The sequence below is a fragment of the Chitinibacter bivalviorum genome (genome assembly GCF_013403565.1).
GTDB classification, from domain to species: Bacteria; Pseudomonadota; Gammaproteobacteria; order Burkholderiales; family Chitinibacteraceae; genus Chitinibacter; species Chitinibacter bivalviorum.
This window is the reverse complement of record NZ_CP058627.1, coordinates 2,943,876-2,967,897: the sequence shown is the minus strand read 5'-3', so window position 1 is coordinate 2,967,897 and position 24,022 is coordinate 2,943,876. Positions and strand designations below refer to the sequence as shown.

Annotated in this window: 24 protein-coding genes; 10 read left to right on the top strand and 14 right to left on the bottom strand. The window is 52.5% G+C overall.

Annotated elements, in window-relative coordinates; translation table 11 throughout:
• Position 1 precedes the first annotated feature (1 nt).
• The 3 genes from oppB to HQ393_RS14075 form a co-directional block, all read right to left on the bottom strand.
• Positions 2-922, bottom strand: a complete 921-nt coding sequence (gene oppB / locus HQ393_RS14085) for an oligopeptide ABC transporter permease OppB (protein ID WP_179355783.1) — start codon at positions 920-922, stop codon at positions 2-4.
• Positions 923-1,265: 343 nt separating this feature from the next.
• Entirely contained in the window at positions 1,266-2,867 is a 1,602-nt protein-coding gene (locus tag HQ393_RS14080) for a peptide ABC transporter substrate-binding protein (RefSeq protein WP_179355781.1), read from the bottom strand.
• Positions 2,868-3,051: 184 nt separating this feature from the next.
• Entirely contained in the window at positions 3,052-4,089 is a 1,038-nt protein-coding gene (locus HQ393_RS14075; RefSeq protein WP_179355779.1) for a porin, read from the bottom strand.
• 627 nt (positions 4,090-4,716) lie between these two features.
• Here HQ393_RS14075 and HQ393_RS14070 point away from each other — a divergent pair.
• From HQ393_RS14070 to HQ393_RS14050, 5 genes are all read left to right on the top strand, one after another.
• Positions 4,717-5,727: an ABC transporter permease subunit gene (locus HQ393_RS14070; protein ID WP_179355777.1), complete on the top strand. Its 1,011-nt coding sequence runs from the start codon at positions 4,717-4,719 to the stop codon at positions 5,725-5,727.
• Positions 5,728-5,729: 2 nt separating this feature from the next.
• Positions 5,730-6,653 (top strand): ABC transporter permease subunit, encoded by a 924-nt coding sequence (locus tag HQ393_RS14065; RefSeq protein ID WP_179355775.1) that lies wholly within the window; start codon positions 5,730-5,732, stop codon positions 6,651-6,653.
• A gap of 116 nt (positions 6,654-6,769) precedes the next feature.
• Positions 6,770-7,753 carry an ABC transporter ATP-binding protein gene (locus HQ393_RS14060; protein WP_179355773.1) on the top strand — a complete coding sequence of 328 codons (984 nt, stop codon included), beginning with the start codon at positions 6,770-6,772 and terminating at the stop codon, positions 7,751-7,753.
• Positions 7,746-8,735 carry a peptide ABC transporter ATP-binding protein gene (locus HQ393_RS14055; protein ID WP_179355771.1) on the top strand — a complete coding sequence of 330 codons (990 nt, stop codon included), beginning with the start codon at positions 7,746-7,748 and terminating at the stop codon, positions 8,733-8,735. Before HQ393_RS14060 ends, HQ393_RS14055 begins: the two co-directional genes overlap by 8 nt.
• A 147-nt stretch (positions 8,736-8,882) precedes the next feature.
• A complete protein-coding gene (locus HQ393_RS14050; RefSeq protein WP_179355770.1) occupies positions 8,883-9,749 on the top strand; it encodes an HDOD domain-containing protein in 867 nt (288 codons plus the stop codon).
• A gap of 47 nt (positions 9,750-9,796) precedes the next feature.
• On the opposite strand, the gene cyoE is transcribed toward HQ393_RS14050, so the two are convergent.
• The 4 genes from cyoE to HQ393_RS14030 are packed head-to-tail and all read right to left on the bottom strand — an operon-like array spanning position 9,797 to position 12,912.
• Positions 9,797-10,693 (bottom strand): heme o synthase, encoded by an 897-nt coding sequence (gene cyoE / locus HQ393_RS14045; protein ID WP_179355769.1) that lies wholly within the window; start codon positions 10,691-10,693, stop codon positions 9,797-9,799.
• Positions 10,694-10,709: 16 nt separating this feature from the next.
• Positions 10,710-11,735, bottom strand: a complete 1,026-nt coding sequence (locus HQ393_RS14040) for a COX15/CtaA family protein (RefSeq protein WP_179355768.1) — start codon at positions 11,733-11,735, stop codon at positions 10,710-10,712.
• Positions 11,736-11,739: 4 nt separating this feature from the next.
• Positions 11,740-12,201, bottom strand: coding sequence for a hypothetical protein (locus tag HQ393_RS14035; protein WP_179355767.1), 462 nt, complete (start codon positions 12,199-12,201; stop codon positions 11,740-11,742).
• Positions 12,202-12,204: 3 nt separating this feature from the next.
• Positions 12,205-12,912, bottom strand: coding sequence for an SURF1 family protein (locus HQ393_RS14030; protein ID WP_179355766.1), 708 nt, complete (start codon positions 12,910-12,912; stop codon positions 12,205-12,207).
• On the opposite strand from HQ393_RS14030, the gene HQ393_RS14025 reads away from it, so the two are divergent.
• Positions 12,896-13,090 (top strand): DUF2909 family protein, encoded by a 195-nt coding sequence (locus HQ393_RS14025; RefSeq protein ID WP_218871189.1) that lies wholly within the window; start codon positions 12,896-12,898, stop codon positions 13,088-13,090. The genes HQ393_RS14030 and HQ393_RS14025 overlap by 17 nt on opposite strands.
• A gap of 139 nt (positions 13,091-13,229) precedes the next feature.
• Here HQ393_RS14025 and HQ393_RS14020 read toward each other — a convergent pair whose 3' ends face one another.
• From HQ393_RS14020 to coxB, 5 genes are all read right to left on the bottom strand, one after another.
• On the bottom strand, positions 13,230-14,096 hold the full coding sequence (locus tag HQ393_RS14020) for a cytochrome c oxidase subunit 3 (protein ID WP_179355765.1): 867 nt from the start codon (positions 14,094-14,096) through the stop codon (positions 13,230-13,232).
• 84 nt (positions 14,097-14,180) lie between these two features.
• Positions 14,181-14,357 carry a DUF2970 domain-containing protein gene (locus HQ393_RS14015; protein WP_179355764.1) on the bottom strand — a complete coding sequence of 59 codons (177 nt, stop codon included), beginning with the start codon at positions 14,355-14,357 and terminating at the stop codon, positions 14,181-14,183.
• 13 nt (positions 14,358-14,370) lie between these two features.
• A complete protein-coding gene (locus tag HQ393_RS14010; protein ID WP_179355763.1) occupies positions 14,371-14,874 on the bottom strand; it encodes a cytochrome c oxidase assembly protein in 504 nt (167 codons plus the stop codon).
• 113 nt (positions 14,875-14,987) lie between these two features.
• Positions 14,988-16,646: a cytochrome c oxidase subunit I gene (ctaD, locus tag HQ393_RS14005; RefSeq protein ID WP_179358516.1), complete on the bottom strand. Its 1,659-nt coding sequence runs from the start codon at positions 16,644-16,646 to the stop codon at positions 14,988-14,990.
• A gap of 53 nt (positions 16,647-16,699) precedes the next feature.
• Complete coding sequence (gene coxB / locus HQ393_RS14000; RefSeq protein WP_218871187.1) at positions 16,700-17,821, bottom strand: cytochrome c oxidase subunit II; 1,122 nt, start codon at positions 17,819-17,821, stop codon at positions 16,700-16,702.
• 178 nt (positions 17,822-17,999) lie between these two features.
• Between coxB and HQ393_RS13995 the strand changes: the two genes are divergently transcribed.
• The 3 genes from HQ393_RS13995 (at position 18,000) to HQ393_RS13985 (ending at position 21,568) form a co-directional block, all read left to right on the top strand.
• Complete coding sequence (locus tag HQ393_RS13995) at positions 18,000-18,767, top strand: DUF2189 domain-containing protein (protein WP_179355761.1); 768 nt, start codon at positions 18,000-18,002, stop codon at positions 18,765-18,767.
• Between the two features lie 196 nt (positions 18,768-18,963).
• Entirely contained in the window at positions 18,964-19,641 is a 678-nt protein-coding gene (locus HQ393_RS13990; protein ID WP_179355760.1) for a hypothetical protein, read from the top strand.
• Between the two features lie 310 nt (positions 19,642-19,951).
• On the top strand, positions 19,952-21,568 hold the full coding sequence (locus HQ393_RS13985; RefSeq protein ID WP_179355759.1) for a methyl-accepting chemotaxis protein: 1,617 nt from the start codon (positions 19,952-19,954) through the stop codon (positions 21,566-21,568).
• A gap of 189 nt (positions 21,569-21,757) precedes the next feature.
• On the opposite strand, the gene HQ393_RS13980 is transcribed toward HQ393_RS13985, so the two are convergent.
• Positions 21,758-22,696: a LysR family transcriptional regulator gene (locus HQ393_RS13980; RefSeq protein ID WP_179355758.1), complete on the bottom strand. Its 939-nt coding sequence runs from the start codon at positions 22,694-22,696 to the stop codon at positions 21,758-21,760.
• Between the two features lie 108 nt (positions 22,697-22,804).
• On the opposite strand from HQ393_RS13980, the gene HQ393_RS13975 reads away from it, so the two are divergent.
• Positions 22,805-23,404, top strand: a complete 600-nt coding sequence (locus tag HQ393_RS13975; RefSeq protein WP_179355757.1) for a short chain dehydrogenase — start codon at positions 22,805-22,807, stop codon at positions 23,402-23,404.
• Positions 23,405-23,777: 373 nt separating this feature from the next.
• Here HQ393_RS13975 and HQ393_RS13970 read toward each other — a convergent pair whose 3' ends face one another.
• A complete protein-coding gene (locus HQ393_RS13970) occupies positions 23,778-23,999 on the bottom strand; it encodes an RNA-binding S4 domain-containing protein (protein ID WP_179355756.1) in 222 nt (73 codons plus the stop codon).
• Between the last annotated feature and the right edge of the window lie 23 nt (positions 24,000-24,022).

Genomic DNA, 24,022 nt, shown 5'->3' with positions numbered 1-24,022 from the left:
CTTAGTAACGAATTTTCGGGTCGAGCATGGCGTAAATCAGATCGACGATCAGATTGAGCAGCACCGCAAACACCGTCACCAGCACCACCAAACCCAGTACCAGCGTGTAATCGCGGTTGGCAGCACCATTTACAATCAATTTGCCCAAGCCGGGCAGTGAAAACACCGTTTCGGTAACGACCGCCGAGGCAATCGACGAAATCGTCAGCGGGCCCATCACCGACACCACCGGCAACAGCGCGGGTTTAAGCGCATGGCGGCGAATGATGGTGCGCATCGGCAAGCCTTTGGCGCGCGCGGTGCGGATAAAATTGCTGTTCAAAATCTCGATCAGGCTACCGCGCATTACGCGGCCAATGGTTGCCATATTTATGACCGTCAGCAGCGCGATCGGCAAGATCATGTAAGTCACATCAAAATGCTGCCAGCCACCCGCAGGTAACCATTTGAGCCACACGCCAAAAATCAGCACGAGGACTGGCCCAATGACAAACGACGGCACCGCACTGCCCAGATTGCCCAAAAACATCACGAAGTAATCGACGATACTATTTTGGCGCAGCGCGGCAATCACACCGAGCACAACGCCGATGATCAACGCCAAGACCATTGCAATACCACCAATCGTCAGCGACACGGGCAAGGCTTCGGCCACCAGATCATTCACCGACCAGTCGGCATAACGGAAAGACGCGCCCAGATCACCTTGTACCAAACTTTTCAGGTAGTACAGATATTGCTGCCACAGCGGCAGATCAAGATGATATTTGGCATTCAGATTCGCCAACACCGCTTCGGACACCTTGCGTTCGGTATCGAACGGGCCGCCGGGGGTGGAATGCAAAAGCAGATAACAGACGGTAATCACCGCCAACATGGTCGGGATCGTCGCCAGCAAGCGACGTAGCGCATAAGACCACATAAGAGACTCCGAAATAAAAGCTGTTTCCCGGTTCGCCGGGTCGCTGGGGCATGAACGAGTGCCATGCACGCATCAACATCGGTGAGTGCAAAATCAGAAACCACACTGACTTTGTACTCTGCGCCGCCCAAAGCAACTTTGCTTTGGGTTAAATATTTATGCCAAATGAGCACTTTTTAAGCTCATCAACGACAGCAAAGCTACAGGGTATTGCCCGCCAAGCAAATTGCGGCGTTCACGATTATGGAATACCCCTAAGTAGTATCCCCAACATCATATCCATTCAAAAGACAAAACCCCGCCTGCACCGCTGCAGACGGGGTTTGCCCCTACTACGGTGGTTTTAGTGCTTGATGATGTAATGATCTTGCGTGCGGCGACGCTCAGTTACATTCTTCTCATCGTAGCCACCCACATAGGCTTTCACTAAACGTGGGTAGGTGTATTGCAGCAATGGAATGATGGGGTAATCGTCCATCACCATACGGGTGCCTTCAGTGAGCAATTCGCTGCGCTTATTCAAATCAGTCGTTGCGGCGGCCTGTTTGAACAATTCCTGCGCTTTTGGATTGCAGTTTTTGCTGTCGTTCTGATCTGAGCCACACTCGATCAAAGTCGTGAATGACGTTGCATCGTTGTAATCAGCCGACCAGCCATTGCGCGCGATTTGGTAATCGCCGTCATGACGTTTTTTCACCAGCACTTTGAATTCGAGGTTTTCCAACTGGGTATCCAGACCCAATTTCGATTTCCATTCCGAAGCGGCCCAGATCGCCATTTTCTTGTGGTATTCATTGGTGTTGTACACGAAATTGAGCTTGGTGCCTGGTTTCACGCCCGCGTCAGCCATCAGTTTTTTAGCTTCTTCTACGCGTTTTGCCATTGGCCATTTTGCCCATTCATACGGCACCGCTTTCGCACCCGCTACGCCAGTCACCATCACGCTGTACGCGGCTGGCTGACCATCGGCAGTCACTTTGCTGGCCAAGAGATCGCGATCTAACACCAGATTCAAAGCTTTGCGCACGCGCACGTCTTTGAGGAGCGGATCAGCATTATTCAGGCTGTAGTAACGCAAGCCCAAGCCCAGCGAATTGCGCAATTCTTTCGGCAATTCGGCTTTCAGCTTGGCAAAGCTATTCGGGGTGATTTCCAAAGTCCAATCCGCTTCACCTGATTGATACAGCTTTTGTGCCGCGTCTTGTGACTCGATCGGCAAGTAGCTAACTTTGGTGATTTGGACATTTTTCGCATTCCAGTAGTTCGGGTTTTTTTCAACCACGAGCTTGCTGTTGACCTTCCATTCTTTGAGCACATACGCGCCATTGCTCACCATATTGCCGGGCTTAACCCAGTCTTTGCCAAATTTCTCGATGGTGGCGCGGTGTACTGGGGCAAAGTTTGGATTAGCCAACAACTCGGGCAGGAAAGCCACTGGGCCATTGGTTTTAACTTCAAAAGTGTTTTTGTCGATTGCACGCACGCCCAGCTTATCGGCGGGCGCTTTGCCTTCAGCGGCTTCTTTGCCATTGGCAAAAAACACGCCGAACGCAGTGCTGTAATTAGACGCTTGTTTTGGATCGATAAAGCGACGGAATGCATACACAAAATCATCAGCCGTAATCGGCGAGCCATTACTGAACTTGGCATCTTTGCGGATTTTGAAAGTCCACGTCGTGTCATCGACACGTTTCCAGCTTTCCGCCACGCCCGGCACGACTTTGCCCGAAGCATCAATGGCAGTCAGGCCTTCAAACAGATCAATGGCGATATTCGCGCCAGGTACGGTTTCCACATTGGCCGGATCAAGCGTTTCTGGCTCAGAGCCGTTGGTACGCGTTAATTCTTGTACGGGATGCAATTGCACGCCCTTAGGCACATTGGCTGCTTGTACGGACGTAACAAAACCCAAAGCCAACATGGTGGCGAGTAATTTTTTATTCATCGGGATACCTCAAAAAAGGATTAAGTCGCCACATACAGGGCAAACCCATTGCAACTGATTTAGGCTTGAACGCGTTAATGCCGTGTTCAAGCCCATTATGTAAATTCACAGGCTGGCCGAGAATTGCGGATTGCCCCTAGCACAATGGAATGTTTGTGCTAGATCAAATCGGCCAGCAGCAGATTTAGAAGCTAACGTAAACACCCGCAGCGACGGTTGAAGTATTCGCACCCATGGCCGCAGAAGACTTAAAGCCTGGAACAATGTCACTGTGTGCACTGTTGTCGATGTAAGAGCCTTCAACATACAGTGCGGAGCTGATTTTTTTCGTGCCCATCGTTACTTCTGGCAAAGCGTATTCATAACCCAACAGGAACAAATTAGCTGCAGACTTATCAGCATATGAGTGGGCAGCGCGGAAAGTATGGTCGCCTTTTACGTACTGCAGGTTTTCACCCAAGATCCAATTTTTGCTTTCTGACGCACCCGTGCCCGCCCAAGTGCTCGCGTTTACATAAGCTACGCCATAAGTCAGGCCAGGCAACAGCTCACCGCGTACACCAGCAAGGACTGCTTTACGGTCTTTGCCTTCAACTTGGCCACGATCTTTTTCATTGGAATAGCCAAAATCAAAACCAAACATTGGGTTCAAGTCGTACGCCACAGAGGTGTAGAACGCTTTATCGGGTTCGCTCGTGCCATCTTCACTGGCCACCACTACGCTACCGCGCACAGTCAGACCCGACATTTTTGGCGATACATATTTGATTTGATATGAAGGGCGGCTAGAGCTGCTGCGATCAAACACGGTGCCCAATGAAGCCCAGCCGTTGAAAATATCGTACTGAACAAAAGCCATACGAATCGGCGAATCATCACGACCCAAAGTCAAAGCACCCAACTTGCTATCGGCATAACGCACGTACAGTTTGCGATCACCCAAGAAAGCCAGACCTGCTGGTGCAATCTCTTCTTTGGTCAAGTAGGTGCTCACTTCCCATTGGATTTTGCCCGTTTCAGTCACTTGGTGTGTGCCAATGACGCGAATATCCGAACCCACATCGTAAAGGCCGCTGAAAAAATCGGTTTTACCATTTTGGTTGGTCTGATTTTGGTTATAAGCCACTTCGGCTTGCAAAAAACCACCAACGGTCACGTCGGCTTGGGCGGCAGTCGCCAAAATAGCGGAAGAAATAGCCGCAGCTAGAAATTTGATTTGCATAATGGAACTCGCAATTGGCGTGGAAAAATAAATTTCAAGGCAATATTCACCTTGTTGATGGTGATCTTTTCACAACACCTCCCCCTTGCATGCATTAGGACTTTCCGCAGTAGCGACCGAAAACCTGTAAGAAAAGTCCCCCAAAACAAGGACGATCTACTTGTTTATTAAGGTTTAATTTCGGCAAGGCGAACAACTCACATTTACCGACGAACGGTACGCTTTAAGGCGTACCATATTTGCAACAGCTTGATTTTTATGCGTTTGGCTTAGTCTGGTAGTTCCATTGCATATTGCCGATGGTCAAAAACCCTGCATTGATACGGGAAATTCCGAATGACGCAGCCTAGGTTCGAGCACTAGGATTGTAAGCAACAAATCAAGTTTGCTCGGCCCACCCCAAATCGGGCCAGCAAACCATTGCTGCAAACTGGGGGTTTTTCTTGATTAGCACTGCTAAAAGTGCTAGCCCCTGCGGAAACCCCTAATGCCGAAAACCAGTAGGTAGCACACCACCCTCGTGCCCCTTGGCTGGCAGCGAAGTCGAATGACGTGCCATACAATGCATTCAGAATCGGCTTAACGGCATCCGCCAATCACCGCAGCAATGCCTGGGAGAGATCAACTATGTTCAGTTTTATTTTGCGCCGAGTCGCGGTCGTTATTCCGACCTTTCTGGGCGTTACCCTCTTGGCCTTTGCATTAATCCATATGATTCCGGGCGATCCGGTTTTGGTGATGATGGGTGAGCGGCAAATCGACCCCGAGTTTTACAAAGCAGCGATGCAGCGTATGGGGCTGGATCAGCCGCTTTACGTGCAATACGGCCACTATTTGCTCAACTTGGTACAAGGCAATTTTGGCGAATCGATTGTCACGCACGAGCCCGTGTTGAGTGAATTCCTCAAACTCTTTCCCGCCACGGTTGAGCTATCGCTGTGCGCCATGATTTTCGCCTGTCTGATCGGCCTGCCCGCAGGGATGCTGGCGGCAACCCGCCGCGGCACCGTGGTAGATCATGTAACGATGGGCGGCGCGCTAACGGGTTATTCAATGCCGATTTTCTGGTGGGGCTTGATCCTGATTATGGTGTTTTCAGTCCATTTAGGTCTCACGCCAGTATCAGGTCGCATTGCGCTGGAATATGACATCACCCCCGTCACCGGCTTTATGCTGATCGACACGCTCATCTCGGGTGAAGAAGGCGCATTCAAATCAGCGCTCCATCACTTGATCCTGCCCGCGATTGTGCTCGGTACGATTCCAATGGCAGTGATTGCGCGCATGACGCGCTCGGCCATGCTTGAAGTTTTGCGCGAAGACTATATTCGCACCGCGCGCGCCAAAGGCTTGGGCCGCACCCGCATCGTCATTGTGCATGCGCTGCGCAATGCGCTGATGCCCGTCGTCACCGTGATTGGTTTGCAAATCGGTACGCTGCTGGCTGGAGCGGTACTCACCGAAACGATTTTCTCTTGGCCCGGCATTGGTAAATGGCTGATCGATTCGATCTCACGCCGTGATTACCCTGTTGTGCAGGGCGGCATTTTGCTCATTGCCACCTTGGTCATTTCCGTCAACTTGCTGGTGGACATCCTCTACGGAGTGATTAACCCACGCATCCGCCACGCGAGGTAAGTATGAATACAAATTCCACGACTATGAATGCCGCAGACGACGCTAGCGGCGCATTGAGCTACCCCTCACCCTTGAAGGAATTCTGGCAGTCATTTAGCGCCAATCGCGGCGCGCTGGTTGCCTTGATTTTCTTTTTAGCGCTGGTAGTGGCTGCCATATTGGCGCCCATTTTGGCGCCGCATTCGCCCACCGAACAATTTCGTGATGCCCTGCTCACACCACCCGCGTGGGCCAATGGCGGACAATGGCAATACCTACTCGGCACCGATGAGCTCGGTCGCGATATTCTGTCGCGCCTGATGCACGGCGCACGGCTAAGTCTGATGATCGGTGTCGTCTCGGTCGCCTTATCCATGCTGCCTGGCATTGTGCTGGGCCTGCTCGCAGCCTTTTACCCCAAGATTCTGGGTAACGGCATTATGCGTGCAATGGACATTATGCTGGCCTTGCCTTCCTTGCTCTTGGCCGTGGCCGTGGTGGCCGTACTAGGCCCGGGTCTGATGAACACCATGCTGGCAATTGCGATTGTGTCGCTGCCATCGTATGTGCGCTTGGCGCGCGCTTCGGCGATGACCGAACTCAATAAAGACTACGTCGTTGCCAGCCGCTTGGCCGGCGCGGGCAAAATGCGTTTGATGTTTAACACCGTGTTGCCAAACTGCATGGCGCCGCTGATTGTGCAGGGTACGCTGGGCTTTTCTTCCGCGATTCTCGACGCTGCCGCGCTGGGCTTTTTGGGCCTTGGCGCACAACCGCCACTCCCCGAATGGGGCACGATGCTCGCTTCGGCGCGCGATTACATCGACAGTGCATGGTGGGTGGTGACGATGCCGGGCGTGACAATTTTGCTGACAGTGGTGGCGCTCAATCTCTTGGGCGACGGCTTGCGCGATGCGCTTGATCCGAAACTGAAAAAACTGGCCTGAAAGTTAAACCAAAAGTTCCCACGCGGCGTTACTTCGCCTCGCCGTACGATTTGTACTGCTCTTCGGCTTTGTGCCTTGCGTGAAAACTTTTGTCCCATTAAAGGACAAGAAACAGCATGAGTTTATTAGATATTCGCAATCTCAATGTGAGCTTTGGCAGTAGCGCCAACCCGTTTCAAGCCGTTTCCAGTCTTGATCTCACCGTGAATCGCGGTGAAATTGTCGGCATCGTTGGCGAGTCGGGCTCGGGCAAATCGGTCACCATGCTGGCGATGATGGGCTTGATCGACGCGCCAGGTCGCGTCACCGCCGATGCGCTGCAATTTGACGGCCAAGACCTGCTGAATATGAAAGCCGCGCAAAAACGTCAGATCATTGGCAAAGACATTGCGATGATTTTTCAGGATGCGCTTACCAGCTTAAACCCAGCGTATACCGTTGGATTCCAGTTGATGGAAACCCTCAAGCTGCATACCCCCCTGCGCGGCGCAGCTTTGAAGCAACGCGCGCTCGAATTACTTGAGCAAGTTGAAATCCCCGACGCGCGCTCGCGCTTAAATGCCTACCCGCATCAATTGTCGGGCGGGATGAGCCAGCGTGTGATGATCGCGATGGCGATTGCCTGTGAGCCCAAATTGCTGATCGCCGACGAGCCGACGACGGCGCTGGATGTCACCGTGCAGGCGCAGATTATGGAATTGCTGGTCAATCTGCAAAAGCAGAACGACATGGCTTTGATCCTGATTACCCACGATCTGGCCGTAGTGGCCGAAGTCGCGCAGCGCATGGTCGTGATGTACGCCGGTGAAGTGGTGGAAAGCAGCAATACCGACACGTTGTTTGCCCAGCCCTGTCATCCATACACGCAAGCTTTGCTGTCGTCGATTCCAGAGCACAGCAAGGGTGCCAAGCGGCTCTCGACGCTGGCTGGGGTGGTGCCCGGGCAATATGATCGCCCGCACGGCTGTTTGCTTAGCCCACGCTGCCCCTATGTGACCGAGACTTGTCGCAATACCAAACCAGCCCTATTACCCCTGGCAGGTACAAGCGTAAGATGCTTTACCCCATTGGACTCCAACGGGATACCTCGCAATGAATAATCAAAATCAGCCTAATTTTATTCTGGAAGCCAAATCGCTGTCGCGTCATTACGCGGTAAGCCGTGGGTTTCTCAAAGGCCATGCCACAGTCAAAGCCTTAAACGACGTTTCATTCACACTGGCCGCAGGCAAAACTTTGGCCGTGGTCGGCGAATCGGGCTGTGGTAAATCAACGCTCGCTCGCCAGCTCACGTTGATCGAAGAACCGAGTGCGGGCCATTTGGTGATTGACGGTGTCGATATTGCCAGCGCCAACGCGGCGACCTTGAAAACCTTGCGCCCGAAAGTGCAGATGGTGTTCCAAAATCCATTCGCCAGCCTGAACCCGCGCAAGCAAATCGGCACCATGCTGGCCGAGCCATTGCTGCTCAATACCGATCTGAACGCCGAACAACGCGAGCAGCGTGTGCGCGAAATGCTCAAAATCGTTGGCTTGCGCCCTGAGCATTACCATCGCTATCCGCATATGTTTTCGGGTGGGCAGCGCCAACGCATTGCGATTGCCCGCGCGATGATGCTTAAACCCGCGGTGCTGGTCGCTGATGAACCGACTTCAGCGCTCGATGTATCAATTCAGGCGCAGATTTTGAATCTGTTTATGGATTTGCAAGACGAGCTTGGCACGGCCTATGTGTTTGTCAGCCATAACCTCGCCGTCGTGGAGCACATCGCCGACGACGTGATGGTGATGTATTTTGGCAGCACGGTAGAGTATGGCGACAAAACGACGATCTTTGAGCAACCGCTGCACCCCTACACTCGGGCATTGATGTCGGCGACACCGGCGATCCGCAAAGAAGATCGTCGTGCCAAAATCAAGCTCACGGGTGAGCTGCCTTCACCGCTCAATCCACCGACTGGCTGTGCATTTAATACGCGCTGCCCGTATGCCAATGAGCGTTGTAAGTCTGAAACCCCACCATTGCGCCCGCTAGCGAATCGCATGATTGCCTGCCACCACATCGAAACCATCCACGGCTAATTCGTCCACAGCCAATTTATCCGCCCCTCGCACTTGAGCGCCCGCTCGGTGCGAAGGGCGGCAAAACGCTTCATCATCAAAGCTTCTTTGTGCTCAAGCCATCCATTGGCTATGCTTAAGCTGTCATCGCCTTTCAGCTTGAACATTATGTCTATTATGCAATTTGCCAATAAAACCCCCGATCAGCTGCATGAAGAACGTCTTGCGATGCTCATTGATATTGCCAAAGAGCTAGAGGGCGAAGTCATTTTCCCGATTTGCTTTGATGCATCGGTGCAAATTAGCACGGTCATGAAAAGCAAAACCGCATCCTTGCAGCGCATCGCGCATGAGGTGCAAAAAGACCCACTCATCACCGCCAAACTGCTCAAGATGGCCAATTCAGTGGTTTTCAACCCGATGGGCAAAACCATCACTGATCTGGGCGCGGCCTTGACCCGGCTGGGAATGGAAACAGCGCGCGCCACGGCGCTGGCCTGCGCCATGCAGCAATTGATCCGCTCGCGCGACTTGGCCGCATTTGAAGACATTGCCAAAGAATTATGGCTGCACAGTATTAAAACCTCGATGATTGCTCGGGTCATTGCCCGCCGCCTCACCCGCGTCAACCCAGAGCTCGCCATGTTGGCCGGGCTGGTTCACGACCTAGGCGCATTCTTTATGCTTGATCGGGCGGGTCGCTACCCAGAATTGAGCGAGCGCCCTAAAACCGTCGAATACTTGGTTGCGCAATGGCATGAAAGTGTCGGCAATATATTGCTCGACTCGCTTGGCTTGCCTGAGGAAATTGTCGAAGCCGTCAAAGAAGTGGATTTGCCCCGCGACTTTATTGAAACCCCGCGCAATCTGGGCGAAGTGATTTATGTCGCCAATCTGTTTGCTGGCGGCTTTAGCGAAATGCAAAAACTGGACATTCCCGATCTGGAAGAGCCAAAAGAACTCAGCTACGGCAAATACACCGATTTGAGCACCGAAATGGAAGAAGCTTGCCAGGAAATGATTAGCTTGTTCTAAGCTGTATTGCGCTTTGATTTTCAGCCCGCACTGGCGAACAAGTTCAATTAAATCCAGCGCTGTAAATAATGATCAAGCAACAGCGCCATAAATAAATACGCCAAATACGCGATCGAGATGCGAAATAAGCGCCGCGCCAATTCATCACTACCTTGCTGATACACCTGCCACGCACCACGCAAAAACCAGCCATTCAATCCCAACATTGCGACCAAATACACCACGCTAGAAAATCCCAAGGCCAGCGGCAGCAAGGTCGTCGCGGCCAAAATCCAGCTATAAAGCCAGATCGAGAGCCGAGTAAAATCTCTACCGTGCGTGACAGGCAACATCGGCAACCCGACTTTGCGATAGTCTTCCATCCGGTACAGCGCCAGCGCCCAAAAATGCGGCGGCGTCCACGCATAAATAATCAAAAACAAGGTCGCAGCTTCCGCTGACACCCCACCCGTCATCGCCGCCCAACCCAGCACTGGCGGCATCGCACCCGCAGCGCCGCCGATGACGATATTTTGCGGGCTTGCAGGCTTGAGCCAACGGGTATAGACCACTGCATAAGCAATGAAAGTGCCTAGCGTTAAATACAGAGTCAGGGTATTTACCCACACAGCCAGCAACACCGCCCCCGTTAGCGTCAATAGCAAGGCATACATCGCCGCCCATTGCAGGCTCACTGTGCCGCGCGGCAAAGGGCGCAAATGCGTGCGCAGCATGTGCGCATCGCGCTCAGCTTCAAACAAGCAATTTGCCGCCGCAGCACCGCTGGCCACCAACGCAATGCCGATCACCGCCGCCAGCATGGTACGAATATCGATCTCGCCCTCGCTCGCGAGCAACATACCAATCCACGCACAAAAGACGATCAAGGCCACGACGCGTGGCTTACCGAGTCGAACCAGCTCGCGCCATAAAGTAGCAGAAGTATGCAGGCTTAATGTCGTCATCGCGCGTCAACTCCGGTTAATTACGCTCTAAAAGCGGCGGCTTGCTGCTCGCAGCCCAAGGCATCACAGGCGCAGGCGATTGCTCCTGCCCAGCACGCCGTGTCAATCCATAGACTAGCAAACCCAATAACAATGCGGCCCCCGCCTGATGCGCAATAGCCAAAGCCAGCGGTAAACCGAGCAGGACATTGCCGATGCCCAGACTCAATTGCAGCAGCAAAGCGGCGAGCAGGCTGCGCGCATACTGAGGCGATAAGTGCCACAGCCGTGCAATCAACCGCAGCAAGACCAAACTCAGTACCAAGGCCATGGCGCGATGCGCCCAATGAATCGCGGCGAGATGGTCAAGCTGCAAAGGCATACCGTCAGCAGTCAGCCCCAAAGCCCGATTGGGGTGCAGGGCCTCAAGCAATCCCGTCGGTGGCAGAAGCTGACCACGACAAAGCGGAAAGCCATCGCAAGCAAGCGCGGCATAATTCGTGGAAACCCAAGCCCCCAACAATATTTGCAACACCAAAACGCAACTCGCCAGCCCCAACCATGCATCCGCTCGCGCATCAGTCCAAACCCATTTCGGCGCTGCGCTACTAGCCAGCCAAATCAGCGACATCAAAAGGCTCATACCGCCGACCAAATGCCCAGTCACAACAATGGGCATTAGCTTGAGCGTCACCGTCAACATCCCAAACAGCGCCTGTACTACGATGATCAACAGCGGTAACAGCGCCAAAGCCGGCACTTGCCCGCGCAGACGTCGCGCCCGCCACACCACTGGCGTCAGCCACAGCACCAGCAGACCCAGCCCACCGGCGACATAGCGGTGGATCATCTCTTTCCTGCCTTTGCCGCTATGCACCTCGCCACCAAATTGCTGTTGTGCTCGTGCGATTTCATGGGCTTCATCAGGCGCAGTGAGCTGACCGTAGCAGCCCGGCCAGTCTGGGCAGCCCAGACCCGCATCCTGCAAACGGACATACGCCCCCAACATCATCAAGCATGCAGTCCAAACGATAGCCACCATCAGCAGCTTTTGCGCACTCATCGCTCTACCCCAAGCTCGGGTTATTTTTGAGGACGACGCCTATTTCGCGCAGCGCCGCTTGCCGCCCCTTGGGTTCGGCTAGCTGTTCGGGGGTATAACGCAGTACGGCGTTGCCATGCGGGTCAATCAGATAGATACCCTCAGGTAACGTATGAGCCAGACTCAGACATTGGCTGACCTGCAAACGCGCCTGCTCACGACCCTGCGCCCTTTGCAAATGGGTGGCAATTTGCGTCAATTGCTGGGTTCTCTCCCCACATGCCGCATCACCATGCGCCAGCAATTGCCATTGTGGACGACCATTCAGTTGCGATGCGCTCAGCAAAGGTTGCGCCAGCAACTGGCCATAACTTTTCCCGCCACTGGGTCTGGCCCACTGCCAAGCCGCTTGCGCGAGCAACAAAGGCAAAATACATAAGCCCAGTATTGCTATCAAAACCATTCTTTGTTTGGCTTTCGTATGCATACCCTACACCTTATGCAGATAAAAACGCCTAAATAGATACGAGCCAAATATCGCCAGCAATGCCCAAGTCAAGGCGTAGCCCAGATGACGCTCGACGCCAAAGGGGCGCTCACTGGTCAAGGCCGTCAAACCCGGCTCGCCGTCGCGGGCAGTGACATACGCCGCAGGCAGCGGCAAATAGGCCCAAGCGGCAAAACGGCCGGGGTCGAGGTTTTGAAAGACGCGGCCATTGATCGGTGCAGCACCCAGCTCGAGATAGCGCGGCCAAGCTTGTGCCACAACACGTGGCAAGTTTTTTGCCGCTGGCGGAGCTGACTCATTGCCCGCCCACCAACCACGATTCACCAGCAAAATCGTGCCGTCTTTGAGCTGAAACGGGGTCACAACTTGATAGCCCACTTTGCCTTCCTGTAGGCGATGATCCAGCCAGATTTCATATTGATTGAGCCATTGGCCCTGCAATTGCAACAAACGCCACTCTGGCGGAACACCTTGCTGCCAGCTCAGCTCAGGCATGGCTTGTAGTCGTTCGATCTCGTGCAGCAGTTGGTTCTTTTCATAAGCACGCCACAATTGCCACCCGCACAAACACACGGTCAGCAAAATTAAACTCAATAACATCAATGCGCCGCGCTGATGTTTATTGCGCAAACTGGCCCACACTTGGCTAGGCTGAAGGTGCGGAGGATTCGGAATGAAGATCGTTGACACCTTGCAACTCCTTACTATCATCCTGCTTCTTGCCATCTTAATGGCGCTTGGGCAGGCCTTATTGCGTTTGATTCGCGGCTCATCTCAACAACTGTGGACAATGCTCGCTTGGCGCGTGGGTCTGTCGATTACTTTGTTTATTCTGCTGGTGATGGCTAAAACTCAAGGCTGGATTTAGCTGCGAAATATCAACCAAGCATAATTATTTATAGTGACTTCCCACCCAGAAAAAGCAGCTCCAGATATGCGGCATTGCGCTTGTTTTTTGCCAAAGTCTTGCTAGGGTCAGTTGAGCTTTGCGCCGCCCTCAATCGGCTTTACATGCAGTAAACCAGCACAAACAGCAGTAGCCAGACGACATCGACAAAGTGCCAATACCACGCTGCCGCTTCAAAGCCAAAATGGTGTTGCGGTGTGAAATGACCACGCTGCACGCGAAACCACATCGTCGCCAAAATCAGCGTCCCGACCAGCACATGCAGGCCATGAAAACCCGTCAATAAATAGAAGGTCGCACCATAAGCGCCCGACGCCAGCGTGAGATTTAATTGCGTCCAAGCATGATGATATTCATAGGCTTGTAGCGATAAAAACAGCGCGCCCAATAACACCGTTAGCGCCAAGCCCAGACTCAATACCTTGCGGTTTTGCTGCAATAAACCCCAATGCGCCCACGTCAACGTGGCACCCGAGCTCAATAGCAAGGCGGTATTGATCACAGGCAAGCCCAAAGGGTGCATCGCGACATAACTCGCGGCTTTTGGCCCTGTTGCCTGCGGCCATTCGGCATGAAATTGCGGCCAAAGCCATTGCTGCGTATCGCCCATTAGCCCCAGTTCGGGCACTGAAATGGTACGGGTATAAAATAGCGCGCCAAAAAAAGCGGCAAAAAACATAATCTCGGAAAAAATAAACCAGCTCATTCCCCAGCGGAATGAATAATCAACTTGCTGACCGTAAGCCCCCGCTTCCGACTCGCGGATCACATCGCCAAACCAGCCCCGCAACATCCACAGCAAAATCCCAAGCCCCGCGAGCAAAATCCAGCCACCGCCGCCCACCTGATTGATGCTGAGTGCCGCGCCTAGCCCCAGACAAAACAAGGCGCAGGCGCCGACGATGGGCCAACGCGATGGCGATGGCACAAAGTAATGTGCGTCATGAACTCCATTCTCGACATTCATCGCTCACCTCCGACTTGCTCAAATCAATACATGGCATTCAACGTTTTCATCTCCGTCGCAAAACAGCGGCGAAGGCTTGCCCAACTATTGCCCCGCTTGCGCGACCAAATACCGCACCAAGAGCCAGACCAGCAAGCCCAGCGCGACCGCGCACAAGACGCCCGCGATTACCAATTGCACCGGCGAAATCGGCTTGGCCGCCTGCTGCCGACTGCGTACGCCAAAGAATGCCGCCAAAACCGTGCGTATCGTCGCCAGCATCGCTCGCCCCCCCCTACATCACTTTTTGCAAACTGTAGGACAAAGTCGCTGCGCCCATTTCGGGTGGCAATTGATCGGCCACCAGCAGTACGACGGTGACTTCACGCGATTCTTTAGGCGCCAAAGTCAGCGCGTCAAAGCAAAAACATTCCAACTTACGTAGCAAACCCGCCGCGCGTACCGGCGCAAAGCTCGGCACGGCGCGTACCGTCAGCGCCTGATCGCTGTCATTGCGCAGCATAAACCGCGCCTTCACCACGCCCCCCGCCTTACCCGTCTGCACGCTATCGAGCGCCTGCATCGTGACTGGCAAGCCTTCCGGCACATTCACATCAAATTCAATTCGCAGAGCGGCTCCTGCCTGCGTCAAGCTCGCCTCGGCGCGGTCTATGCCTAAAAACTGGCAGAACGCACCATAAAACGGTGCCAAGGCATAGCCAAAACCAAACATCAGCAGCGCAATCGCTGCGAGCTTTATCGCCAAAGTTTGGTTCTTGTGCTTTAACGCGAGCTGCATACACCCACCTTAGGTATTACCACCAAAACCTTTATGATATTAATCTTCAAGCAGATACCCATAGCTGCCGCGCAATGGCAAACGCAAAAAACGCGATCGCCAGCGCCAGCAATTTAAGCGCGGTTTTCAGATTTTGGCTCATCGCTCTCTCCCTCATGCTCTACCGCCTGCGCGATCAAACCGCGACGTACTGTGGTCAGATCGGGCGGGCTCTCCCAGGTGTGATGCGGCGCGGGCGAAGGCACTTCCCACTCCAGCGTATTGCCGCCTTCCCACGGGCGAGCGGGCGCAGGGCCAACGCCACCGCGGATGGTGTGGATCACGTTATAAAGAAATAAAAGCTGCCCCAAACCAAAACAGAATGCCCCGACGCTGGCAATGCTGTTAAAGCTGGTAAATTGCAGCGCGTAATCGGGGATCCGCCGTGGCATGCCGGCCAAACCCAAGAAGTGCATCGGAAAGAAGGTCACGTTGAACCAGACCATCGACCACCAGAAATGAAACTTACCGCGCCCCTCGTGGTACATATACCCCGTCCACTTCGGTAGCCAGTAATACACCGCGGCAAACAGGCTAAACAGCGCACCGGCGACCAGCACATAATGAAAATGCGCGACGACGTAATAGGTATCCTGCATTTGGGTATCGACCGGCGCAATTGACAGCACCAGCCCCGAAAAACCGCCGACAGTAAAGAGGCACACAAAGCCAATCGCAAACAGCATCGGCGTTTCAAACGTCATGCTGCCCTGCCACATCGTTGCGATCCAGTTAAATACTTTGACGCCTGTCGGCACTGCAATCAGCATCGTGAGGAACATAAAAAACAGCTGTGCCGTCGCGGGCATCCCGACTGCGAACATATGGTGCCCCCAGACCATGAACGACAATATAGCGATCGAGCAGGTCGCATACACCATCGACACATAGCCAAACAGCGGCTTGCGGGCAAAGGTTGGAATAATCTGGCTCACAATCCCGAACGCGGGCAGCGCCATGATATAGACCTCGGGGTGGCCGAAGAACCAGAAAATATGCTGGAACAACACAGGGTCGCCACCACCAGCCGCGCTAAAAAAATGCGTACCAAAATGCCGATCGGTCAGCAACATCGTCACCGCCCCCGCCAAAACGGGCGCTACCGCAATCAGCAAGTAGGCCGTCACCAGTGAAGTCCATGCAAACAGCGGCATTTTCAGCATCGTCATGCCCGGCGCGCGCATATTCAAGATCGTTGTGATGATATTGATCGAGCCCATGATCGAGCTCAATCCCAGCAAATGGATGCTAAATATCGCCAGATCCATCCCCATTCCCGCCTGCGCCGAAAGCGGCGGGTATAAAGTCCAACCGCCTGCGGGTGCACCACCGGGTACAAACAGAGAAATGAGTAGCAATGCGGCAGCCGGTGGCAACAGCCAAAAACTCCAGTTATTCATCCGCGCAAACGCCATATCCGGCGCGCCCAGCATCAAGGGCAGCATCCAGTTCGCAAGGCCAGTAAACGCGGGCATGATGGCACCAAACACCATAATGATGCCGTGCAAAGTGGTGAGCTGATTGAAAAACTCAGGTTGCCAGAATTGCAGCCCCGGCTGAAATAGCTCAGCGCGAATACACAAGGCCATCACGCCGCCAGTCAAAAACATCGCAAAAGCAAACCACAGATACAGCGTGCCGATGTCTTTATGATTGGTGGCATACAGCCAGCGAGCCCAGCCTGATTCGTATGCAGCCTCATGCCCCCCATGAGTATGAGCTGCTTGATGCATATCGTGCGTCGTCGCATCCGCAGAGCTGATCGATCCCATCACATTGGTATTCATCATTTCGCTCCTCGTGCGGTTTTCACATCGCTCGGGTGAACCATCTCGGCTTTATTGCCCCAGCTATTGCGCTCGTAGCTCAAAACCGCCGCGATCTCGACGTCCGATAAACTGCCCCAGTTGGGCATCGCATTTTTACCATTGAGCACAATATGCAGGTGATCCGCCTTGCTGCCGTTGGCAATTTTCGAGCCTGCCAAAGCGGGGAATGGCCCGCTGCCTTTGCCGTCCGCCTGATGGCACGTTGCGCAATTGGCCTCGTAGACCTGCCGCCCGCGCGCCAGCAAATCGTTATCTGACCATGCTTTATTTGGATCATCCTGCATCGCCTTGGCGCGCGCCTGCTGGCTGGCAATCCATGTTTTGAAATCGGCATCGCTGACGACCTTCACCACAATCGGCATAAATGCATGGCCTTTGCCGCATAACTCGACACATTGACCGCGGTAGGTGCCAATCTTTTCCGCCTTAAACCAGGTATCGCGAATAAAGCCGGGAATCGCATCCTGTTTGACGCCCAGCGCCGGCACGCCCCAGCTATGGATTACGTCATTTGCAGTAGTCAGGATGCGAATTTTCTGCCCGACGGGCACGACCAGCTCTTGATCGACTTCCAGCAAATAATGCTCGCCTTTTGCCTCGCCACCATTGTGATGATTATCGATTTGCGCCTGTGGCGTCGCCAATTTGCTTTTGAAACCAAAGCCAAAATCCAGATATTCATACGCCCAAAACCACTGAAACCCCGTTGCCTTGATCGTCATCGTGGCACCCCGTGTGTCTTTCTGCGCCAACACCACACTGGCCGCAGGCCAGGCCATACCGAGCAAAATCAGCGCGGGGATCAAAGTCCATAAGATTTCAACGGTGGTGTTTTCATGAAAAGGTTTGGCATCGTGACCCAACGATTTACGGTGCCGCAAAATGGCGTAAAACATCACGCCAAACACCAAAACAAAGATCGCCAAAATCACAACCATCAGATAGCTATGCAGCCCCTCGATTTGCTGCGCAATGTGCGTTGCGGGCGGCTGGAAAGTCCAAAATTCGCCCTCGGCCCAAGCAGGCTGACAAAGCAGCAGCAAGGCGGGCATCATCTTGCGCATCGAAAGCTGACTCATCTGCATAACTCCTTAGGGTCTGCTGACTTTAAGCTAGCAAAGATTCATATTCGCGCAAGCAATTGATTTAATTAGGTTTTATTTGTGCACTGCAGCAATTCCGCCTGTCGGAAAGCGATTAATTTTTTGTCAAAACAGGTCTACGACGAAGTTATCAATTGCCAAGGGGGACGGCATCATGGACTTACATCTGAGCGAATTAGACCAACACTTTACGATGCCCAAAACGCGCACAGTCGGCATGGATCGCCCGCTTGCGTGGCTGAAAATGGGAATGAATGACCTGATGCAGCACCCCGGCCCTAGCCTGACCTACGGCTTTATCATCACCGTCGTGGGTTGGATATTGCTCTCTGTGGCCGACCCAAAAGGTCATTTCTTTGCGACCTTGGTGACGGGCTTTTTACTGTTGTCTCCGCTCGCGGCGGCCGGTATTTACGAGCTAACCAGTGAGCGCGAAGAAGGCCGCCCCACCTCATTTATGCAGTCGATTCATGATTTAAGCAAAAACCTGAGCCAGATTGCGTTTCTAGGCGTCATTCTCGGCATGGTCGCCATGGCATGGGAGCGCGTTTCAGCTATCCTATTTGCCTTGCTATACGGTGGCCAGGTACCTGCGAATGAATCAGTCATCTCAGCGCTTACCGGTGAATACCTTAACTTCACTCTGATTTGGGCTGCTGCAGGCTTTGTGTTGGCGTGTTTTGTCTTCGCACTGACCGCCGTATCAATCCCGATGCTGGCAGATCGTGAAGTCGATAGCGTGACCGCCATGATGACCAGTCTGCGCGCCGTGGCAGAAAATATCAGCACCATGCTGGTTTGGGCTGCCCTGATTGTCGGCCTCACTGCAATCGGTTTTGCGACCTATCTGGTCGGATTGATTGTGATCTTCCCGCTACTCGGGCATGCAACTTGGTACGCCTATAAAGAGATGATTGAATAAACCAACGCAGTCTATTTCATTGATCAAAGCCAAGCACACAGTGCTTGGCTTTTGATTTATTGGCCGATGGATCGGCAACTACACAACGAAAGCACGCCCAAGGGCTCAGTCTTTGTTAATACTCGGTTACAATTATTATTCAATATGCATTAACTCAATGCAGTAATTCTTTTGTTTTTACCTTCCGGAGAATTCAATGAAGAAATTAACAACACTCTGTTGTATCGCATTTAGCTTGCTCTTAAGTGCATGTGCCACACCAACCAAAATGGGTTTTAACCAAAAAACGGAAAAACTCGATACCACATCTGAATCGGTCTTTCTCCTTTCTGTTGAAATGAAAAATGAACTCAAGCCCGACTATCAGCCTAGCCCATGGATTCTCTACATTGAGAAAGATGGAGAAACAACGACCGCAAGCAAGCTCAATTTCATTGCCGATGAAGAAGGTGTATTTAATCGCGATGGCGGTAATGGCTACCTGTATCGATTCACGCTCAAGCCTGGCAAATACAAACTGATTGCGAACGCTGGTAAATACCAGTCGCTATTCTTACTTGGCCAATTCTTTATGCCTGTGCATCAAGAAATTGAAGTCACTCCGGGCAAGGTTGTGTATTTAGGCCACATTTCGGGGAAAATTCGTCAGCGTGTGAATAAAGAGTTTCGCGCAGGACCAGTGATCCCATTGATTCCACAATCAGTGGCTGGCGCTGCGGATGGCACGTTTGATGTGGTCATTTCCGATCAATATGACACTGATTTGGCTCAATTTACTGAGAAATTCCCTGTTTTGAAAAATACGGTCGTTACCAAGCAAATTCTGCCGCCATTCAATCGCGAAGTGGCACAGCAATGGTGGGATGCGCACTAATTTAATGCGCTAAGCCGTAATTCAAACACGCAGAGCTGTGGTACTTGCCAAATGGCTCTGCGTGCTGAATTTACCCCAAAAAAATAACGTCAATAATTCGACTTTATTGGCAAGACACCGACAGCGTAAGCCGAAGAATTTGGCTGTTTTCACACGCAGCCGCGAATCTATTAGTGGCACTATTTACATCCACTTAGTTTTTCCCCAAATAAAAGCCATTTTCTCGCCTAAAAATCGGCCTTCGAGCTGGCTCTTCCCATGTCTGCGGTTTATGCTAAAGGATTGGTTTTGAATAATGGGGTGTGGAAAAATGACGATCAAAGCAAAAGCATGGCTTTTATCAATATTGGTGATGGTTGCGCTGGTTGGAGTGATGTTGGTCGGGCTTTCAACCATGAAAACCGCGGCCAATGAGGACAATAAAGCCCGTATTGACCAGATTTTGCGAAGCACCTATCTCAATATTGTCGAGCTAGAAAAATTAGCCGCTAGCGGCAAAATCCCTGAAGACGAAGCCAAGGCCATCGCCACTCAGCTATTGCGTGAAAATAAATATCACAAATCCGAATACGTGTACGTCGTCGATGAAAAACTCAATTTTGTCTCGACCCCGCTTGACCCTCAATTGCACGGCACCAGCTTCAACGAGTTCAAAGACGCAAAGGGCAATAGTGTAGGCGCGCTAGCTGTGAGTGCGTTGCAAAAATCGGGCGGTGCACTAACCGAATACTGGTGGACTTCAGAACGTGAAGGCAAAGTCGTTGATTTATTATCGGTCGCGATCCAAACGCCTCGCTGGCATTGGATTGTGGGAAATGGTGTTAGTTTTGCCGAAGCCGATGCGCGATTCTGGAGCAATGCCCGCTGGCAGGTTTTGATCTGTCTGATTATTTCGGCCGCAGTAGCACTGATTTTGCTCTCAACCGTGCGCAAATTGCTTTTGCAATTGGGCGGTGAGCCTGATTATGCCGCCAAAGTTGCAGTTGCCATTTCTCAAGGTGATTTAGGCCATAAAGTGCTGGGGAATTACCGGCAAGATAGCCTACTGGGCGCGGTATCGAGCATGCAGACTAGTCTGCGTGAAATGATCCAAGGCATTCAACGCGGCGCAGAAGAACTCAAACATGCATCCAATGGGCTCACCAAACAAATGGACTCGATCACTCATGCATCGAGACAATCTTCGGACGCCACCCAATCGAGTGCGGCCGCGATTGAAGAGATGGCCGTCAGCATTGATCACATTTCGCAAAGTGCTCGCGATACTGAAGCTAATTCGTCAAATTCATCCAAATTAGCAGGCGAAGGCGAAGTTTTAGTGTCTAAAGCCGCTGAAGAAATCCAACTTGTTGCGTCACAGATTTCGACTGCATCGGTCTTGATCAGCGGCTTGGTTGAACGCTCACGTGAAATTGATAACATCGCCGGCGTCATTAAAGAGATTGCAGACCAAACCAATTTATTGGCGCTCAATGCTGCAATTGAAGCGGCACGAGCTGGTGAGCAGGGCCGCGGCTTTGCGGTAGTTGCGGATGAAGTACGTAAATTGGCAGAGCGTACCTCTGAGGCAACAGGCCAAATTACGCGTATGGTTCATGCAGTGCAAACCGACACAATGTCGGTGGTCGTGAGCATGGACGAAGCAAAACCTCAAGTAGCCCGCAGTGTCGAAATGGCCGATCGCGGTGCGAATATGCTGCGTGAGATTAGTGGTGGCGCAGCGGAAACGCTGATCAAAATCCGTGAAGTGGCCAATGCAACTTCTGAACAAAGCCAAGCAAGTAGCAGCTTAGCGGCGAATGTTGAGCGTATCACGCACATGGTCGAGGAATCAGCCGAGTCAGTCCGCGCCGCAAATGAAAATGTGCGCTCACTCGAGATGCTCGCGAGTGATTTACGTGCCGCTGTGGCGCGCTTTAAATTGTAATTACCTGCAAAGTACGTTTCGGACTACCGCAAATTTCCATTCAAAGGGCTGCTCAACGCTAGTTGGCAGCCCTTCTCTATGGCAATGGCCGATTCAATTCTACGGCGATCTTTATATCTGCCCATACGGCTATTTCGGTGTGGCTCACCGCTACCGCTTCAATATACTGAAACGCACGGCAACTGATAGTTAGCTAAGCATTTTTGCCTGCTCAGGAGCGGCAAACCAAGCCAGTAAAAACTCGACCAAGGCCCGTACTTTGGCCGGTTGCGGCAGGCGTTGTGGGTAAATCATGTAGATCGCCAGCCCCGCCAATTGATACTCGGGCAAAACTCGGATCAAGCGGCCCGAGGCAACGTCGCCCTCCGCCAAATAGCCAGGCAAACGCGCCACACCCGCGCCAAGCAAAGCGAAATTGCGGATCAAGCCATAGTCATTGGCACAATACGGCGTAGTCAGGCGGATCGAAGCCAGCTCACCATCACGGCTCAGCTCCCAAGTCTGAGCATTGGCAAAGTGCTGATTAACAATACAAGGCATTGGCTTGAGTTGTTCGGGATGCGTCAGCGCGGGATACTGGCTCAATAATTGTGGCGCAGCCACTAGCCAATCCTTCACCATTGCCAAGGGGCGGCTTATCAATCGTTCGGGCGGGGCCAGATTGGCACGAATCGCCAAATCGAAACCATCAGCCTCCAGATCTCGCGGGGTAGTCGATAAATCCAGCTCGACACTCACCTGCGGATATTGCGCGCGAAAAGCCATCAAGGCTTTGGCCATAAACACCCCGCCAAAACTCGTTGGCACGGTGATACGTAAATGCCCCGCCACCGCCTGCCCTTGTTCTAACAAGGCCTGATTGGCGGCGCTCATTCGCGTTTGCCAGTCTTGGCAATGCGCCAGATAGAGCTGGCCCGCTTCGGTGAGATTAAGTCGGCGCGTTGTGCGATACAAGAGCTGTGTACCTAAGGCGCGTTCGAGCTGCTGCACCTGTTTACTGAGCAAAGTTTTGGATACGCCCAGTGCATTGGCAGCGGCGGTAAACCCACCGTGCGCCATGACTGCGGCAAACGCCATTGCCCATGGCCAATGTTGCTGTAATTCATCCAACCGTGCAATTGTCGCCATAAAGTAAACAATGAATCCATAAATAGCCAGTTTATCGCTTTTATTGTCAGCGATAAGATTAATTCATCGCAGCAACACAACCATTCACGACTCATTGGAGCAAACAGCATGAAAATCTTACTGATCGGTGCAAACGGTACACTCGGCCAAGCCATCCAGCGCGAGCTGGCCCCACGCCACGACATCATTACCGCAGGCCGCAATAGCGGTGATATTCGGGTTGATTTGAAAGACTTTGCCAGCGTACAAGCGATGTATGCGCAAGTCGGCGCGATTGACGCCGTAGTGTCGGCAGCGGGCAATCTGCATTTTGGCGCGCTCGCCGACATGACGCCGGAATTAATGGGCGTTGGAATTGCCGACAAATTAATGGGGCAAGTCAATTTAGTCCTCGCGGGCCAACATGTGCTGAACGATGGCGGCAGTTTCACCTTGATTAGCGGCGTGCTATCGCACGACCCGATTGTCTACGGCAGCAGTGCCAGCATGGTGAATGCGGGGCTAGATGGCTTTGTGATTGGCGCGGCAATAGAATTGCCCCGCCGCCTGCGAATCAATGCGGTCAGCCCGACGGTCGTGACTGAATCGCTGCCCAGCTATGGGCCGTTTTTCCGTGGTTTTGAATCAGTTGCTGCCGCCAAAGTCGCCCTGGCATTTAGCAAAAGCGTTGAAGGCGCGCAAACTGGGCAGGTTTATCGCGTGCTGTAATGCAGGCATAAAAATCCCCAGCTACGGCTGGGGATTTTTGATTTGGTCTTGCATTTGCGAGCTGGCCTGTAAGAATTCATATTCCTTACATATTTTCCCCGTATAAAGGCGGACTCGGAGGAAAATAATAATGAACTGGCGCAACAAACCCCGTCGCAACTTTGCTCTATTTTGGAAAATCTTTTCGCTGATTTTTGCCTATTTTGTCATTCAGCTTTTCAGTCATGTGTGCCCACAACTCACCGAAGGCGCATTCTGGTCTAGCCCGCTTGGGCATGCTTTTTCTTGGCTAATTGCATTGTTCATTCTTTACGTTACAGCCCTAATGTGGATTATACGCACACGCTAATCAGCCAATTTTACAGGTAGGTAATTAACTCGCCTGCACGACCTTAATCGTTTCACCCATCACGCTAACGACCATACCAACGCGGATCTTTGCTGTTTTGCGGGTATCGACTTGACCATCAACCTGCACATCACCCGCTGCGATCATCATTTTGGCGATGCCGCCCGATGGCGCAATCGACACGGTTTTCAGTAAATCGCACAAGGCGATGTGTTCATTGCGTAATTCAAAAATATGTTCAGACATTGTGTATCCTACAAGGGTATATC

Bases quoted from the DNA above. Each gene is read 5' to 3' on its own strand.
- oppB (WP_179355783.1), bottom strand. From the start codon at position 922: ATGTGGTCTTATGCGCTACGTCGCTTGCTGGCGACGATCCCGACCATG.
- HQ393_RS14080 (WP_179355781.1), bottom strand. From the start codon at position 2,867: ATGAATAAAAAATTACTCGCCACCATGTTGGCTTTGGGTTTTGTTACG.
- HQ393_RS14075 (WP_179355779.1), bottom strand. From the start codon at position 4,089: ATGCAAATCAAATTTCTAGCTGCGGCTATTTCTTCCGCTATTTTGGCG.
- HQ393_RS14070 (WP_179355777.1), top strand. From the start codon at position 4,717: ATGTTCAGTTTTATTTTGCGCCGAGTCGCGGTCGTTATTCCGACCTTT.
- HQ393_RS14065 (WP_179355775.1), top strand. From the start codon at position 5,730: ATGAATACAAATTCCACGACTATGAATGCCGCAGACGACGCTAGCGGC.
- HQ393_RS14060 (WP_179355773.1), top strand. From the start codon at position 6,770: ATGAGTTTATTAGATATTCGCAATCTCAATGTGAGCTTTGGCAGTAGC.
- HQ393_RS14055 (WP_179355771.1), top strand. From the start codon at position 7,746: ATGAATAATCAAAATCAGCCTAATTTTATTCTGGAAGCCAAATCGCTG.
- HQ393_RS14050 (WP_179355770.1), top strand. From the start codon at position 8,883: ATGTCTATTATGCAATTTGCCAATAAAACCCCCGATCAGCTGCATGAA.
- cyoE (WP_179355769.1), bottom strand. From the start codon at position 10,693: ATGACGACATTAAGCCTGCATACTTCTGCTACTTTATGGCGCGAGCTG.
- HQ393_RS14040 (WP_179355768.1), bottom strand. From the start codon at position 11,735: ATGAGTGCGCAAAAGCTGCTGATGGTGGCTATCGTTTGGACTGCATGC.
- HQ393_RS14035 (WP_179355767.1), bottom strand. From the start codon at position 12,201: ATGCATACGAAAGCCAAACAAAGAATGGTTTTGATAGCAATACTGGGC.
- HQ393_RS14025 (WP_218871189.1), top strand. From the start codon at position 12,896: ATGAAGATCGTTGACACCTTGCAACTCCTTACTATCATCCTGCTTCTT.
- HQ393_RS14020 (WP_179355765.1), bottom strand. From the start codon at position 14,096: ATGAATGTCGAGAATGGAGTTCATGACGCACATTACTTTGTGCCATCG.
- HQ393_RS14015 (WP_179355764.1), bottom strand. From the start codon at position 14,357: ATGCTGGCGACGATACGCACGGTTTTGGCGGCATTCTTTGGCGTACGC.
- HQ393_RS14010 (WP_179355763.1), bottom strand. From the start codon at position 14,874: ATGCAGCTCGCGTTAAAGCACAAGAACCAAACTTTGGCGATAAAGCTC.
- ctaD (WP_179358516.1), bottom strand. From the start codon at position 16,646: ATGCATCAAGCAGCTCATACTCATGGGGGGCATGAGGCTGCATACGAA.
- coxB (WP_218871187.1), bottom strand. From the start codon at position 17,821: ATGAGTCAGCTTTCGATGCGCAAGATGATGCCCGCCTTGCTGCTGCTT.
- HQ393_RS13995 (WP_179355761.1), top strand. From the start codon at position 18,000: ATGGACTTACATCTGAGCGAATTAGACCAACACTTTACGATGCCCAAA.
- HQ393_RS13990 (WP_179355760.1), top strand. From the start codon at position 18,964: ATGAAGAAATTAACAACACTCTGTTGTATCGCATTTAGCTTGCTCTTA.
- HQ393_RS13985 (WP_179355759.1), top strand. From the start codon at position 19,952: ATGACGATCAAAGCAAAAGCATGGCTTTTATCAATATTGGTGATGGTT.
- HQ393_RS13980 (WP_179355758.1), bottom strand. From the start codon at position 22,696: ATGGCGACAATTGCACGGTTGGATGAATTACAGCAACATTGGCCATGG.
- HQ393_RS13975 (WP_179355757.1), top strand. From the start codon at position 22,805: ATGAAAATCTTACTGATCGGTGCAAACGGTACACTCGGCCAAGCCATC.
- HQ393_RS13970 (WP_179355756.1), bottom strand. From the start codon at position 23,999: ATGTCTGAACATATTTTTGAATTACGCAATGAACACATCGCCTTGTGC.